Source organism: Ammoniphilus soli (genome assembly GCF_040813775.1).
Map to the genome: position 1 here is coordinate 486437 of NZ_JBEGDL010000002.1, position 15117 is coordinate 501553.

Here is a 15117-nt window from a genome sequence, read left to right on the forward strand (position 1 = left end):
TACGTGTCATGTTAGTAGAGGATGATCCGGTTTGGCTTTCAGGCATTCAGGATTTAATCAATAATCAGGAGGATATGGCCGTTGTTGAAACTGCCTCTACCAAAGAAGAAGCACTTCAACGGTTTAAAATGGGGGATATAGATGTTATTGTCCTAGACATTAATTTAACTGAAAACAATTTGGATGGTATAGAGGTGGCCTTAGAGATTATGGACAAAGAGGACACGGCGAAGGTGATCATGATGACGTCGCTGACCCGGGAAGAGGTCATCGTCGACTCGTTTTCAGCAGGTGCAGTCAACTACATTAATAAACTGCACTTTAAAGAAATTGCGCCAGCTATACGAGCTGCCTTTCAGAATCAATCTTCCATTCACCCTTCTGCTGCACAAGTATTGCGTCAGGAGTTCCTGCGCCTGAAGAGAGAAGAAAATCAAAATGTGCTCACAACTTCGGAAAAAGAAATTCTTCAACGCATTCATAATGGAGAGACGCAAACGGAAATAGAGAAAAATCTATTCATTTCCAAGCGAACTATCAAAAACCATATCAACCGGATTCTAAAAAAGATGGGAGTTAAATCAAGCAAGGAAGCAGCGACTATTGCCAAAAACAAAAAAATGTTTTAGTTTTAGGTTTATCCTTAAGAATTCAGCATCTCCTACTTATAGGCGGAGATGCTTTTTATGTTACATAGGTCTGCTCACGAAGGAAACAATATCTATATACTCGTTAGAAAAGAAAGGAAGATAGTATGATCGTAGGAAGCCAAGCTCCCTTATTTTCTGCTGACGCGTGTTACCAGGGGAGAAAGCTCAAAATCAACCTTCAGGACTACCGTGGGAAATGGGTCTTTCTCTTTTTTTATTCATCTGACTTCAGCTTCGTTTGACCTACAGAATGCGCATGCATAGCGGTTCGTTATGCGGAATTCCAAAAGCTGAACTGTGAGGTGCTGTCAATCAGTGTGGATAGTATTTTAGCGCACAAAGTATGGAATGAAACTGAATTGTCAAAGATGGTCGAGGGAGGCATGCCCTATCCCATGATCTCGGACCAAAATGGAAAAATCGGGCAAATGTATGATGTATACGAAACGGATACAGGCAAGACAAAACGGGCAACTTTTCTCATTGATCCCGAAGGGATGGTCCAGTCCGCGGAGGTAATGAATGGAGCGGTAGGTCGCAACGCAGATGAAATATTGCGGCAAATTAAGGCCTACCAGCATTCGCTTGCGACAAAGGAGGGGACTCCATGCGGCTGGCAAGAAGGAGATCCTACCGTAAAACCTTCGATGGGAATAGCAGGAGAAGTCTGGAAACAGTGGCATCCTGAAGCTTACAAGGAGTCGCCTGGGATCCACTAGAGATCTAGGAACGTGCAGGAGGTAGGAAGGTAATGTCTAATAAAGAATTCTTTATGCAAATGTTTCAGGAATCCGGCTACACCGATACGACTTACAAGATCATTTCCCAGTCCATTCTGAATGATCCGGTTCTGAGCGAACAGCAAAAAGTGGAGCAATGGGAGCAGATGAATGAAGCTTATGAGCAAGGAACAGAAGTGGAAACCACTTATAGCTAAAAAATTATAGATAAAAGGCTTATTGAGGATTCTCAATAAGCCTTTTTGGTTATAAGAAATGGGGACCCCTAAGTAGGGGGCACCCTTAAAAGTTAAAATTGCTCTCCATTTAACGTCGGTGGAGATTCTTCAGGAATTTCGACTGCACTGTCAATCTCGCCATTATGTTCCGGATCACCGGTGCGGCCGCCTGCCAAGCCCTCATTTGTAATACGGTCAATGTCATCCAAGATATTTTTCTTTTTCAGATTTGCATCTTTTGGGTTCATTTTTTGCCTCCTTTTGGGTTTCTATGTAGTAAAACTAAAAATCATTTGCTACTACCTTTTTATTTTTCGTCTCTTTGCGCAAGAGGATACACCAATAATAATCGTGACTAAAAGGCCAAAAAATACGGAAGTAAGTAAAATGATCATCTCTAAACTCCCCAGCTTGAAAAGTATTAACCAAAAGCTACTACTTTCACAGCTTATGTCGAGTTTAGCATTTAGTCACAGAAATCGAGAAAAGAAGTCATAGAGGACGATCAATCCCTTTGTCGCGAATACGATAACTCCCAACCAAGCTAATCCCTTAGCCGACCTTTTATACTCCATCATTCTTGCTTCGCAAATTAACCTTTGGAGCTCTTCTTGACAAGGTACAGTCAGTTGTTCCTCTGGCTTAGGCTTTTCAAGCATGCTTTCACCTCAAATCCGATTATTAGGGATACATTTTGTTATTTTGTATATCCCGGCCAACAATCATACTCCATATGGAAAATGATTCAACATATAGTTAACTAAATTGAATTTTTAGGTTGACATATAGGCATAAGTCCCCCTATAGTAAAAGAAAAGAGAGGGGATACGTAATGAAGACGAAAGACATGATGTATGTTTCGATGTTTGCAGCTATAATGTGTGCACTTGGCTTCTTGCCTCCCATTGTTCTTCCGTTCACGCCGGTACCTATCACGGCTCAAACACTGGGAGTTATGCTAGCTGGTGGAGTATTAGGCGCCCGTTTGGGAGGGTTAAGCCTGGTTATTTTCCTGATGATTGTAGCGGTAGGCGCTCCTGTGCTTTCAGGAGGACGAGGAGGGTTTTCTGTACTGATCGGACCGAGTGCAGGTTATTTATGGAGCTACCCTCTTGCTGCTTTTGCCATTGGATATTTAACGGAGCGCTTATGGGACGGGTTAAACCTCTGGAAAGCATTTGCCATCAATGTGCTGTGCGGCATTCTCTTGATTTATTGCGCAGGAGTGCCTGTACTCGCGATGATCACCGACATTTCTCTTGGAAAAGCAGCGATCACTGCAATTGCCTATATCCCCGGCGATCTGACTAAAGCTTTTATAGCCGCCTATGTAGCCGTTAAGATCAAGAATTTGAGACCTCTGATACAAAAAGAGAAAAAAGTGGCGGCTTAAGCAGACATCGTTAGTTCCGATAGGAGGAATTGTCCGGAAAGTGAAGAAAATTGAACTAGGGTGAAAAAAGGAATTTCTCCCGTTGATTCCCGTGAAACAAGAGTTTTCCGATGTTTCATAAGAATCGCTGGAGTTTTTCCTTTTTATTTTTCGATGCATTGACAAACGATTCATACATACCGGATTTCTCGGGATATATCGACTGGAGGAGATATCATGTTAATCGCTGATCCTATTATTGACCATGCTAGATGTATTCCAGATAAAATCGCCATCATTACAGAAAATCAGTCCTATACTTACCAAGATTTTCACAAACAAGTCCAGCACGTCACTCGTTATCTTCAAAATTGGAAGAAGTCCTATCCAGAAAGGGAAGAGTACAAGCTAGCCATCTTGCTGAAAAATCGAGTGGAGTTCCTCTCCTTTTTTCTCGGAGCTGCTCAAGCCGGTTGGGTAGCAATCCCGCTTGATCCGAAATGGAGCGGCAGTGAGCTAGGTCACGCCCTTAGGGACACCGAACCACATGTTTTGGCCATTGATGTCTCCTATGAAGGACGTCTAGCGCAAATCCCTCTAACCTTGACCGTTATCCCGGTGACAGACGGATTCGCCCCAGAGCTTTCAGAGGGTTTGCCTATGGTCGCTGAACCGGACAGCGGGCAGTCAGAACGGGATCCATTCTATATGGGATTCACCTCAGGAACTACAGGAAGGCCAAAAGGATTTTTCCGGTCTCACCGCTCCTGGGTAAAAAGTTTTGAGTGCAGCGAGGTGGAATTTGGGTTTGGCTCGGCAGATATGATACTCGTTCCAGGTCCGCTTGTCCATTCCACCTTTCTCTATGCCGCTGTTCATGCGCTTTATATAGGCGCGACGGTCTACTTGCTTGAAAAATTCTCGCCGGGAAAGGTGATGGATGCGATTGAAAACTTTCCGGTCACGGCAATTTATATGGTTCCTACGATGTTCGAAGCGATAAGTGCCTATAAAGAAGAAAAAGCCGTTTGCATAGAAGGAAACGCAATTCGGGCCATCGTTTCAGCAGGTGCGAAATGGAGCCCTTTATCGAAGCAAAGGGTTGCCCAATGGTTTCCGCAGGCAAATCTCTATGAGTTCTATGGGGCCTCTGAATTAAGCTTTGTAACGATTTTAGATTCGCATGGAAATAGAGAAAAGCCTGATTCTGTTGGGCGTCCCTTTCATCAAGTTGAAGTGTCCATTCGAGATTCATTAGGCCGGGAAGTGGGGGCAGGAGAAGTCGGAAAGCTCTACGTCCGCAGTGAGCTGCTTTTTTTGGGCTATTATCGGAATGAAGCAGAAACAAGGAATGTCCTGCAAGAAGATGGTTGGGCGACCGTTCATGATCTGGCTCGAAGAGATGAAGAGGGGTATATCTACCTCGTCGGACGCGAGAAAAATATGATTATCCATGGGGGACTGAACATCTATCCCGAAGAAGTGGAGATGGTTCTGAAAGGACATCCGGCTGTTGATGAAGCCGTGGTAGTAGGAATACCCGATACCTACTGGGGGGAAAAGGTATTAGCCGTCATTCGTTTGAAATCTGCTAACCTGCCGCTCGGAAATAGGGAAATTCAGGCCCATTGCCGCAAGCATTTAGCCGGTTACAAATGTCCACGAGAGATTCGTGTAGTGGAAGACTTTCCTTATACAACAAGCGGAAAAGTGGCCAGAATGGAACTAAAGAAATTGGTGATGAATGAGGGAATCGTAAAATGAATCAAGCCGTGATTGTGGAAGCGTACCGCACCCCTATTGGGAAAAAGGGAGGAAAATTGAGAGGGATTGGTCCGGAACGGCTGGCAGCGGAAGTGATGAAGAAACTAGTGCGTGACACTGCCATTGATCCAGAGCAAATTGATGACATCATACTGGGCAATGCGGTTGGACCGGGCGGGAATCTTGCCCGTTTGTCTTCCCTTGTTGCCGGGTTTCCTGTTGAAGTACCAGGTGTTACGATAGATCGCCAATGCGGTTCAGGACTGGAAGCGATAAATATAGCGGCGAGACTAGTCCAGTCAGGAGCAGGTGAGCTTTATTTAGCCGGAGGTACGGAAAGTACATCAAGAGCTCCGTTAAAGCTAGAAAACCATGATCAGGATCAAGAGCCTCGCATCTACAGCAGAGCCCGCTTTTCACCCGAAGAATGGGGAGATCCGGAAATGGGGGACGCTGCAGAAAATGTAGCTGAACGATATGGAGTGACTAGAGAAGAACAGGACTGCTACGCTCTCGAAAGCTATCGGAAAACTATTCTTTCTCTCGAAAATGGAGCATTTCGTAAAGAAGTGGTTCCTATTGACAGTGTAGATCTTGATGAATCTCCCCGTCCGTCTACCAATTATGAAAAACTCCTCCGACGTATGATACCCGCTTTTCGAAAGAATGGAAGCGTGACAGCTGGAAATTCCTGTGGATTAAATGATGGGGCTTCTATCGCTTTAGTGATGTCACAAAAAAAAGCGAGAAGCTTAGGATTACAGCCTAAGTTGGCTTTTATCGATGCCGTGGCAACGGGTGTGGACCCCAAGTTTTTGGGTATTGGTCCCGTTCCAGCGGTTAGGCGGCTATTGGAACGAAATAAACTAAGCATTTCCGATATCGATCTCGTGGAATTTAATGAAGCCTTTGCTTCTCAAGTCGTCGCCTCATTAAAACAGCTCGAGATACCTTGGGAAAAGGTGAATCGGGGAGGCGGAGCCATTGCTCTTGGACATCCATACGGAGCATCCGGCGCCATTTTAGTTACCCGATTATGCCGAGAGATGCAGAGGGCAAATGGGCGCATAGGCATCGCAACCCTAGGAATTGGAGGCGGAATAGGGCTTGCCACGCTTTTTGAAAGAGTATAGACTCTCTTTATAAAGATAGAGAGGAGGGGGAGTTTGTCTTCTTACGTCACTCAAAAAGATGGTGTATTCCCTTCAGTGTGTTCTTTAGACTGCCCTGACACGTGCGGTCTTATTGTTTATAAAAAGGATGGAAAAATAGTAAAGGTGGATGGAGACCCTGCTCACCCGGTTACACAGGGGGCTATTTGCAACAAAGTGAGAAATATCCCCGCACGGTTATACGATCCAGCTCGTTTGGCTTACCCCTTAAAACGTATCGGCCCAAAAGGGGAGGGGCATTTTGAGCGAATTAGCTGGGAAGAGGCGATCCGCACCATAGTCGATAGATGGAGAGCCTTATTAGAACAACATGGAGGCGAGGCGATCCTGCCCTATAGCTTCGCTGGAAACATGGGGCGCTTGAATATGTATGGGATGGGGAATCGGTTTTTTCAGCGGCTGGGTGCCAGTCAATTGGATCGGACGATATGCAATGCAGCAGGAAATACAGGATATCGATATACGATGGGGGCAACCTATGGAACGGATCCAGAGGATACGGTTGACTCTAGTCTCCTTCTATTCTGGGGCTGTGATGCAGTCAATACCAATATGCACCAAGTGATGCTAGCCGAAAAAGCACGGAAGAAGGGTGCTCAAATTGTAGTGATTGATGTGTTTCAGAATCGGACGGGTCAGTGGGCGGATTGGTTTATCCCTGTCGAACCTGGAACGGATACAGCTCTTGCACTGGGCATGATGCATATCCTATTCTCAGAGGGCTTTGTAGACAGAAGCTTTCTCAAAGAATATACCGTTGGCTATGAAGAGTTAGAAGCCCATGTGGCGGAGTATGAGCCTGAAACGGTATCTCGGATTACGAAAGTTCCGGTGGAAGATATCTACCGCCTTGCCCGATTATACGGTGCAGCTGAACCATCCTTTATTCGCATCGGAAATGGACCCCAACACCATGATAATGGCGGGATGTTCGCCCGTACGGTAGCCTGTCTGCCCGCGCTTACGGGTCAGTGGAAGCATAAGGGAGGCGGCGCCACGAAAGAAAATGGGGATTTTGCCACCCTCCAATTTTCTGAGATGCCATTAGCAAAGCAGGAAAAAGCTACAAGACTCATCAATATGAATCAGATTGGCGATGCGCTCACCAAGTTGAATCCGCCTATCTACTCGTTATTTGTCTACGGCTGTAATCCGTTAGTTGTCACACCAGATTTGAATACAGTCAAGCAGGGATTTGCCAGGGAAGACTTGTTTACTGTGGTTCATGATTTATTTCTGACGGAAACAGCGAAATATGCCGATATTGTTTTGCCAGCGACTTCATCTTACGAAAACCTGGATATATTTACATCCTATTGGCATCATTATGTCCAGCTGCAAGATCCGGTGATTGATCGTTACGGCGATAGCCGATCAAATGCTGATATCTTCCGCCTGCTGGCTCAAGAAATGGGATTTACGGAAAGCGAATTATTTGAATCCGATGAAGACATGATTCGTGATGCAATAGACCATTCGACCAATCCATATCTTGAAGGAATCACGTTTGAAAGGCTAAAAAAACAGCCTTTTATAAAGCTGGACCGGAGCAGAGGGTTCAGGTTCCCTAACCATCTGCCGACACCTAGCGGGAAAATTGAACTATACTCGGAAAAAATGAAAAATGACGGACTTCCGCCTTTACCGGTGTTTATTCCTCTGCGCGAAGAGCAGACGTTCCCTCTCTTTTTCATTTCTGGTCCGAATCGAAGCTTTCTGAACTCTACGTTTTCCCATAATGAACGTCATCAGTCCATGGAAAAAGGGCCTTACTTGAACATTCACCCAGAAGATGCAAAGACACGCGGAATTCAGGAAGGAGATCAGGTTCTGATCTTCAATGAACGAGGAGAATGTGAACTGGAAGCTCTTGTAACAGATCGAGTAGTGAAGGGAACGGTAGTTACCCAAGGATTATGGTCGGACCAGCCAGGGACCAGACGCCTAGTCAATTCTCTTACTCCAAGCCGGCTATCTGATATGGGCGGCGGTGCAACTTTCTTCTCTACGAGAGTAGAAGTTACGGGAAAAATGGAGAAGGGTAATGGACGATGAAGCAGGATCGTCTATGGCTGACCTTTATCACCTTAGCTATCTCAACGAGTTTATGGGGTACAGCCTTTATAGCCGGGAAGTATGCGGTGGAAAGCTTTGAACCTATCACGGTAGCCTTTCTTAGATTTCTTATAGCGACGTTGATTCTTTTCCCTTACATGAGATATCGCGAAAAGAATATCCCTAAACCTACCCTTAAAGATTGGGGACTTTTTGCCGCTTTAGGATTGACTGGCATTGCCATCTATAATATTTGCTTTTTTATGGCCAGCAAACATGCCCCTGTAATCAAAAGCTCGTTATTGATTGCCTCTAATCCGGTTGTTATTACGATATTAGCCGGGTTGTTATTGAAAGAAAGGATATCCAAAAGACATATCATAAGTATGGCAATGGCCTTGCTGGGAGTAGGATACATCATCTCCCAAGGAGATCTTGGCACGATCTTAGGATTAAGGTTTGAATTTATTGATCTGATATTGCTAGGGGCTGTCCTGAGCTGGGCTGCTTATAGCATCGTAGGAAAGGTAGTATTAAATAAATTCAATTCAGTGGTCTCTACGACATATGCCTGTGCTTTTGGGACGCTTTTTCTGCTGCCGTTTACCGTTATGGAAACGACCTGGACAGATATTGTTGAAGCCAGTATGCCAGCCTGGCTGTCGATTATGCATATGTCCGTATTCGTCACTGTCATTAGTTTTATTATGTATTACAATGGCATTCAGAAAATAGGAGCATCGAAAGCTTCGATCTTTATCAATGTTATGCCGGTTTCGGCTGTTGTCCTATCCGTGTTGATGCTTGGGGAACAATTTAAGTTGTATCATTTTATCGGGGCCATGATGGTGCTTGGAGGAGTTTATATTAGCACCATGAAGCCTAGGAAACTGACTGGCCAGGGTCCAGCTAGAAAACTTGGCTGACGCCAGGTTTTTAGTTCTGCGTAACATGTAACGGAGTTATAAATTCCGGCAGTACAAAAAAGCACCTCTTAAATTAAGAGGTGCTCTTATATTGTTGGAGATCCACTGAAGGAAAAGTAATTAAAAAGGTTGTTCCCTTACCAAGTTTACTAGATACCTCGATAAAACCATGAAACGATTGAATAATCCGGTAGGAAACCATTAAGCCTAGGCCGGTTCCTTTTTCCTTAAGCGTATAAAAGGGGGTGCCAAGCCTTTTCATTTGTTCGCCACTCATACCAACGCCTTCATCTTGAATGCGAATTCTGACAGATCTGTCCTGTTGGGGATGGCAAGTCATAACCAAGGTCCCTCCCTTGGTCATCGCTTCAATTCCATTTTTAACAATATTTATCAAACATTGGTTAATCTTTTGCGGATTAGCTAGGATAAAACAGTTTTCTTTTATGTCACAACTAATTTCAACCTTTTGCATCAAGGCGTAAGGAGCTAAAATATTTCTTACCTGCATCATGTGGCTGCTAACGTCAATCATTTCCAAATCTTCCGTTTGTGGTTTGGCAAATGATAAATAGTCATTAATGATGACATTGGCCCGATCCATTTCATTCATGCAAATTTCAATATAATTCTTTACATGAACAGGGATGGGCTCTTGTTTTATCAGCTGCAAGAACCCTCGATTCACCTGCATCGGATTTCGGATCTCATGGGCAAAAGCACTGGTCAAGTCACTTAACACCCGCAATTTTTCTGTTTTTTGCAGCTCCTTGCGCAAGAGGTAATTCTCCCTGATGTTTTCATTAATATATATCAAAAAGCAGGAGGATAATACGAAAATGGCATCGAAAATGAGGAGTGTAAGAAAGTCCTTTTCTAGGACCAATCCGATGGATAGAGAAAGCACAGATATCACGAATGCATAGTAGACCGACAGGAAAATGGTAAGATGTTTTCTAGTCGTTCGGTCTCCATGTTTGAAATACCGGTAACACCACATAATCACAGGAAGTACCAGAAGTAAGGTAAAGATTGAATGATAGAAGCCGAGTCCTATGCCAAGATATGTTCGATATCCCATAATGAGGAAAGCTAGAAAAAAACCGGTCCTGTAGCCGCCGTAAAGCGTACCCATCAGCAGGGGAATGCCTCTTAGATCAAAGCGGGAATCGTTGCTTAAGTATATAGGAAAGGACATACATAGAATAATAGATATGCCTGTTAGCATGACTACAATCAGTTTATCCTTGTACTTATTTTCTGCTCTAACGTTCTCTAAAAAGAAGTTATGATAAATAAAAATAGGGATGGTTATAAGCAGAATCTGTAGCAATAAGTCTTTTAAGTCACTCATTGTTACTCCTCTTTCTTTCATTCGTCATTATTTACTATATTAATACATTAGGGATATGCTGTAACTATATTTTTGTCGATAATATTTGACAAATACGGATTAATCAGAAAATATAACCTTAAGAGTTGGGAATTAAAGCCTCTTTAAAGAGTATGGTAAAATAAAAGAAATCATATTTTAACAAAGGAAGTTTGTTTTCATGACAAATCGAGTGACAAAAGAAGGCTGTACCGTTTATCCCATCGTGATTCCCACCCAAAGCGGGCTAAAGAGTTTCAATTTTTATTTAGTTCAAAAAGGGGATTCATTGACGCTTATTGATGCGGGCATTGATACGGAAGAATGTTGGACAAGCCTAAATCAAACGCTGAACGAGCAAGGTTTTTCCGTAAGCGATCTGACGCAGGTTCTAGTTACACATAACCACCATGATCATGTAGGTTTGATCAACCGAATTGCCGCACTCAAGGATTTGCCGATCTACGCCCATCCGGAAGCCATCTACAGGCTAAAGAGGGATAAAGAATTTTTCTCCATGAGAGTTGATTTTTTTGACCAGCTATATGAAGAGATGGGTTGCGGGGAAGCGGGAAAGCTCCAGGTACAACGATTAAGGGATGCTGTCGCCAAGAATAAGGATAATGCGATTCACTCGGAAATCATCCCTCTTTTGGATACTTCGGAAGTCTCAGGCTGGCAAGTAATGGAAACACCAGGACATTCTCCTGATCATGTCGTGTTTTTCGATAAAAAACGAAGATGGCTATTTGCCGGCGACCATTTGCTTCAACATATTTCCAGCAACGCCATGATCGAACCTGACCGACATGGAGGCCGTGGAAAAAGCCTCCTGGACTATGCACAATCTCTGCATCAATGCTCGCAACTTGATTTGGAGATCTTATTTACAGGTCATGGAGATTTTATTTATGACTATAAAGATCTAATCGCCTCCAGGCTGCAACGGATGAAGGAGAAGGCGGAAAAGTTTCTTCGAATTATCGAAAAGGGAACCTCAACAGCTAGTGATTTGGCCCAGTTATGCTACCGACATAAGTATCAAAGCGAATTCGCTTTAGTGATGTCTGAAATTATTGGCCACTTAGATTATTTAGAAGCAAACAATAAGGTTCATAAGGTGAAAAAAAATGGGGTATGGTATTACTCCTCAATGTAATATAAGAGCGTCTCAAAGTAGTTAAAAGGCTGGTTACAGATAACAGGAGAAAGTCCGACTATTTTTAAAGATGGCGGCTTTTCGCCTAAAATAAGCGAGAAATTCCGGTTATTTCTCTAAAACACGGAAGAAAATCATGATTTTTGAGGTTTAACCAGAAAAACTCCGCTTATTTTTCATAATTAAATAATACCTAACGCGTTTAAAAACACGATGATGATTGCTAATGGAACAATGTAGCGAAGCAGCGAAAGCCAAATGGAAAAAATAGGGTGATACGGAACCTCCCGCATTCATTTCGCTTTTCAAGGCGGCTCGCTTTATTTTTAAAGGGACAAAGATTGAAATAAGAAACGCCCCAAGAGGCAAGAAGACATTGCTAACTAAGTAGTCCGCCATATCAAAGATATTTTTCCCTGCAATCGTCCATTCATTAAGCAGACCAAATGAAAGGGCAGAAGGTACACCTGCGATAAAAATAGCGAATCCTGTGATCCAAGCCCATTTCCTACGGTTTAGCGGATTTCCTTTGGTGATAGAAGCAACTATAATTTCAAGCATAGAAAAGGCTGAAGTCAATGTGGCAAAAAAGAATAACGCTAAGAAAGCCGTGATAAACCAAGCCCCAAAAGGGATTCTTTCGAAAACAGAAGGCAATACGCTGAATAGTAGCCCTGGACCGCCAGCGGGCTCCAACCCTAGAGCAAACACAGCTGGAAATATCGCTAAACCGGCAAGCAGGGAAATAAATAAGTTCAATCCTACGATGGAATAGGCTGAACGGGAAAGACTTTCGTTCTTTGAGAGATAGGAGCTGTATGTGACCATCACGGAAGCCCCGATACTTAAAGAGAAAAAAGACTGTCCCAAGGCATATAGGATTGCTTCAGCCGTAATCTTTGTAAAATCTGGATAAAGGAAAAAGCTAATCCCTTTCCAAGCCCCATCTAATGTTAGGGAACGGATCATGATAATGATGAACAGCAGGAAGAGGGAGGGCATCATGTAGTTATTGGCTTTCTCTATGCCTTGCTGCACCCCGCGTGCTACGACCATAATCGTCAGCAGGATAAATCCTAGCTGTGCCGCCACTGCTTCAATCGGATTGGAGATAATTTGTCCAAACAACTCGTCATATCCGATTTCTGAACCAAGTAATTGACCCGAAATGGAGCGGAAAAAGTACGAAATAATCCACCCTCCTACCACACTATAAAAGGACAGTAATATAAAGTTTGTTATGACCCCCAGTCGTCCTACCCAATGCCAGGCAGAGTTAGGGGCAATCGTTCGATAGGCGCTTATTGCTTCCTTCTGCGTACTTCTCCCAATCACAAATTCCCCGAGCAAAAGAGGAAGTCCTAGAAGAATCGTAAAGATGAGGAATAAAACAAAGAAAGCTCCCCCGCCATTTGTTCCTGCTACATAAGGAAATTTCCAAATGGCACCTAAACCGATCGCAGAACCGGCAGCAGCTAGGATAAAACCCAGCCTGGATGTCCACTGGTCTGTTGATTTCATGATGTCAGCACTCCTTTTGTTTATCAATCAACATAATTTAATATACCCCTAATTAAAAATCAACCTTTTTTCTAGAAGCCTCTCTAAAATATTTTTTTGGAAGAGAAGGGCTACAGACGAACTTTTCCCCTTTCTTTAGCATCTTCTAAAATGAAACAAAACGCGATATGAGGTACAATAGTAGCAATGAGTGGAAGAATGAAGAAGGAGAAGACTAATGCAAATTATATCCATTGAACCGACTCCTAGTCCAAACGTTATGAAAATAAATGTAGATGAGGCTCTTCCATTGGGAGTGTCTCAAAACTTTACAAAAGAAAAACGAGAGAATGCACCGGAAATCATTGACCGGCTCTTGAATCTGGAAGGAGTGGTAGGGGTATTTCAAGTTAATGATTTTATTGCGCTTGAACGGCATCCCAAAGCGGATTGGAAGCAAATTCTTGCGGACGTGGGGAAGCTGTTCGGTCACCCGTCCTTTGAAGGGCTCTCTAAACCCTCATCCTCTGCAACCTTCGGTGAAGTCCATGTTTTCGTTCAAATGTTTAAGGGAATCCCTATGCAGGTGAAGCTTTCCGCAGATGGAGGAGAAATGCGTCTGGCATTACCTGAACAGTTTGGGAATGCCGTAATGGCAGTGCAAAGCGCATCGCAAAATCTGATCCTAGAAAGACAGTGGGTAGACCAAGGTATTCGATATGGTACTTTTAAAGAGGTTGGTGAAGAAGTCGTAACCGAAGTGATTGCTGCTTATGATGGACAGCGATTGCAGGAAATCATTTCAGAGGCCGTCGGTCAGGGATCCGCAGGCAGGCCTCCCGTGGAGTCGATCTCGCCGGATGCACTGACTCATCCCGAGTGGGAAAAGAGATTTGCCGCCCTCGAGCGCATGAATCCAACTGCAGAGGATATACCCATCTTGGCAAAAGCCCTTCATGATACCAAAATGTCGATCCGCCGACTGGCAACGGTATATTTAGGGATGATTGGGAATCAATCATTACCACATCTATTTTTAGCATTAAAGGATAAATCCCCAGCCGTTCGCCGGACTGCAGGGGATGCCATATCCGATATAGGTGACCCTCTTGCCATTGGTCCAATGGCTGAAAGGCTGCAGGATCCGAACAAATTAGTACGTTGGCGTGCCGCTCGCTTTCTTTTTGAAGTAGGTGATCGTTCGGCCATTCCTGCTTTGCAGGAAGCGCTCAATGATTCTGAGTTTGAGGTCAGCTTACAGGCTAAACTGGCGCTGGAACGCATCGAACGAGGAGAGGAAGCCAGCGGAACGGTATGGCAGCAGATCACGCAAATGAAAAATATAAACAGACCCAAATAAGGGAGAATAAAATGCATTTCAAGAGGGTGTATTAAAAGTGCCAGACACTTTGATGCACCCTCTTTTACATTTTGATCTCAACTTATGAAACTCTTTTGCTATTAACTGCGTATAGTAGAAAAAGACTTTTCATATTTTCGTAGAATTGCAGGTGATATCCTTTTGGGAAAGTGGCTTAGAAAAGCAACAAGCATATTAGTAACGGTTCTTACCCTGGGCTTAGTGACCCCTCCGTATCTACATAGCGAAAATCTACAGAATGAACCTATTTTTGAAGTAAAGCTACCTGATCTTCCCGATTTGCAAGAGGATAAGGAAGATTGGGGCTCATCCCCCGTCCTTTCGTGGGACGAGATCTCATGGGAAGAGCTTTCTCAGTCGATCGTCGATAAGAATCAGCTATCTCGGCAATTCACGGCCTATATGGCCTATCAAGCCGATATCCAAGTACAAAAAAAGTTTGGACCAACAATCAGCAGTAGGGTAGGAGAGGACTATCGTCTGTTAATATTGCCTAAATTTGAAAAAGCACTGGATTCTTTTAGCCAAGAGGCGGATGAAGCTCTTTTGCGAAACGTAGGGGTAACACAGCGACCTGCTGCAGGCCATGGGGAAAAAATCTTTCATCTTTATGATACAAGAACAGGCGAAGATCTAGTTCGCTATCATGTTAGAAGGGAAAAACCGCCACAAGATGGGTACTGGTTCAGCTTCCATTATCATAAGAAGGACGACCAATTTCAGCATCATTATGAGCTTGGAAAGATTTATTGGGATAAGAACACTCCCCCTAGGTGGGTGTCGTAAACAAAAAAAGGCCGATCCTTTA

Annotated in this window: 14 protein-coding genes and 1 pseudogene; 11 read left to right on the forward strand and 4 right to left on the reverse strand. The window is 43.7% G+C overall.

The annotated features are described in order from the left end of the window. Window positions 1-8 precede the first annotated feature (8 nt). The 3 genes from ABLT31_RS07205 (at window position 9) to ABLT31_RS07215 (ending at window position 1587) form a co-directional block, all read left to right on the forward strand. On the forward strand, window positions 9-629 hold the full coding sequence (locus tag ABLT31_RS07205) for a response regulator (RefSeq protein WP_367750138.1): 621 nt from the start codon (window positions 9-11) through the stop codon (window positions 627-629). 125 nt (window positions 630-754) lie between these two features. Then, window positions 755-1369: a redoxin domain-containing protein gene (locus ABLT31_RS07210; RefSeq protein WP_367750140.1), complete on the forward strand. Its 615-nt coding sequence runs from the start codon at window positions 755-757 to the stop codon at window positions 1367-1369. A 32-nt stretch (window positions 1370-1401) separates the two neighbouring features. Next, a complete protein-coding gene (locus tag ABLT31_RS07215) occupies window positions 1402-1587 on the forward strand; it encodes a hypothetical protein (RefSeq protein WP_367750142.1) in 186 nt (61 codons plus the stop codon). Between the two features lie 92 nt (window positions 1588-1679). Here ABLT31_RS07215 and ABLT31_RS07220 read toward each other — a convergent pair whose 3' ends face one another. Continuing rightward, entirely contained in the window at window positions 1680-1856 is a 177-nt protein-coding gene (locus ABLT31_RS07220) for a hypothetical protein (RefSeq protein ID WP_367750144.1), read from the reverse strand. A 222-nt stretch (window positions 1857-2078) separates the two neighbouring features. Further along, entirely contained in the window at window positions 2079-2267 is a 189-nt protein-coding gene (locus ABLT31_RS07225; protein WP_367750146.1) for a hypothetical protein, read from the reverse strand. Between the two features lie 173 nt (window positions 2268-2440). Between ABLT31_RS07225 and ABLT31_RS07230 the strand changes: the two genes are divergently transcribed. The 5 genes from ABLT31_RS07230 (at window position 2441) to ABLT31_RS07250 (ending at window position 8897) form a co-directional block, all read left to right on the forward strand. Further along, the gene (locus tag ABLT31_RS07230) at window positions 2441-3001 is read left to right on the forward strand and encodes a biotin transporter BioY (protein ID WP_367750148.1); all 561 of its coding nucleotides are present in this window, start codon (window positions 2441-2443) and stop codon (window positions 2999-3001) included. A 216-nt stretch (window positions 3002-3217) separates the two neighbouring features. Further along, the gene (locus ABLT31_RS07235) at window positions 3218-4744 is read left to right on the forward strand and encodes an AMP-binding protein (RefSeq protein WP_367750150.1); all 1527 of its coding nucleotides are present in this window, start codon (window positions 3218-3220) and stop codon (window positions 4742-4744) included. Further along, window positions 4741-5877 carry a thiolase family protein gene (locus ABLT31_RS07240; protein WP_367750152.1) on the forward strand — a complete coding sequence of 379 codons (1137 nt, stop codon included), beginning with the start codon at window positions 4741-4743 and terminating at the stop codon, window positions 5875-5877. Before ABLT31_RS07235 ends, ABLT31_RS07240 begins: the two co-directional genes overlap by 4 nt. 33 nt (window positions 5878-5910) lie before the next feature. Further along, the gene (locus tag ABLT31_RS07245) at window positions 5911-7971 is read left to right on the forward strand and encodes a molybdopterin-containing oxidoreductase family protein (RefSeq protein ID WP_367750154.1); all 2061 of its coding nucleotides are present in this window, start codon (window positions 5911-5913) and stop codon (window positions 7969-7971) included. Next, a complete protein-coding gene (locus tag ABLT31_RS07250) occupies window positions 7968-8897 on the forward strand; it encodes a DMT family transporter (protein WP_367750156.1) in 930 nt (309 codons plus the stop codon). Before ABLT31_RS07245 ends, ABLT31_RS07250 begins: the two co-directional genes overlap by 4 nt. Before the next feature lie 73 nt (window positions 8898-8970). Here the strand turns inward: ABLT31_RS07250 and ABLT31_RS07255 are convergent, their stop codons facing one another. Further along, window positions 8971-10251: an ATP-binding protein gene (locus ABLT31_RS07255; protein ID WP_367750158.1), complete on the reverse strand. Its 1281-nt coding sequence runs from the start codon at window positions 10249-10251 to the stop codon at window positions 8971-8973. Window positions 10252-10450: 199 nt separating this feature from the next. Between ABLT31_RS07255 and ABLT31_RS07260 the strand changes: the two genes are divergently transcribed. Next, window positions 10451-11428: an MBL fold metallo-hydrolase gene (locus ABLT31_RS07260; protein ID WP_367750160.1), complete on the forward strand. Its 978-nt coding sequence runs from the start codon at window positions 10451-10453 to the stop codon at window positions 11426-11428. 182 nt (window positions 11429-11610) lie between these two features. Here ABLT31_RS07260 and ABLT31_RS07265 read toward each other — a convergent pair. After that, window positions 11611-12949 (reverse strand): annotated as a pseudogene (locus tag ABLT31_RS07265) (sodium-dependent transporter). A 217-nt stretch (window positions 12950-13166) separates the two neighbouring features. On the opposite strand from ABLT31_RS07265, the gene ABLT31_RS07270 reads away from it, so the two are divergent. Beyond that, window positions 13167-14288 carry a conserved virulence factor C family protein gene (locus ABLT31_RS07270; protein WP_367750162.1) on the forward strand — a complete coding sequence of 374 codons (1122 nt, stop codon included), beginning with the start codon at window positions 13167-13169 and terminating at the stop codon, window positions 14286-14288. A gap of 162 nt (window positions 14289-14450) precedes the next feature. Further along, the gene (locus tag ABLT31_RS07275; protein ID WP_367750164.1) at window positions 14451-15095 is read left to right on the forward strand and encodes a YpjP family protein; all 645 of its coding nucleotides are present in this window, start codon (window positions 14451-14453) and stop codon (window positions 15093-15095) included. The last annotated feature ends 22 nt before the right edge of the window (window positions 15096-15117 follow it).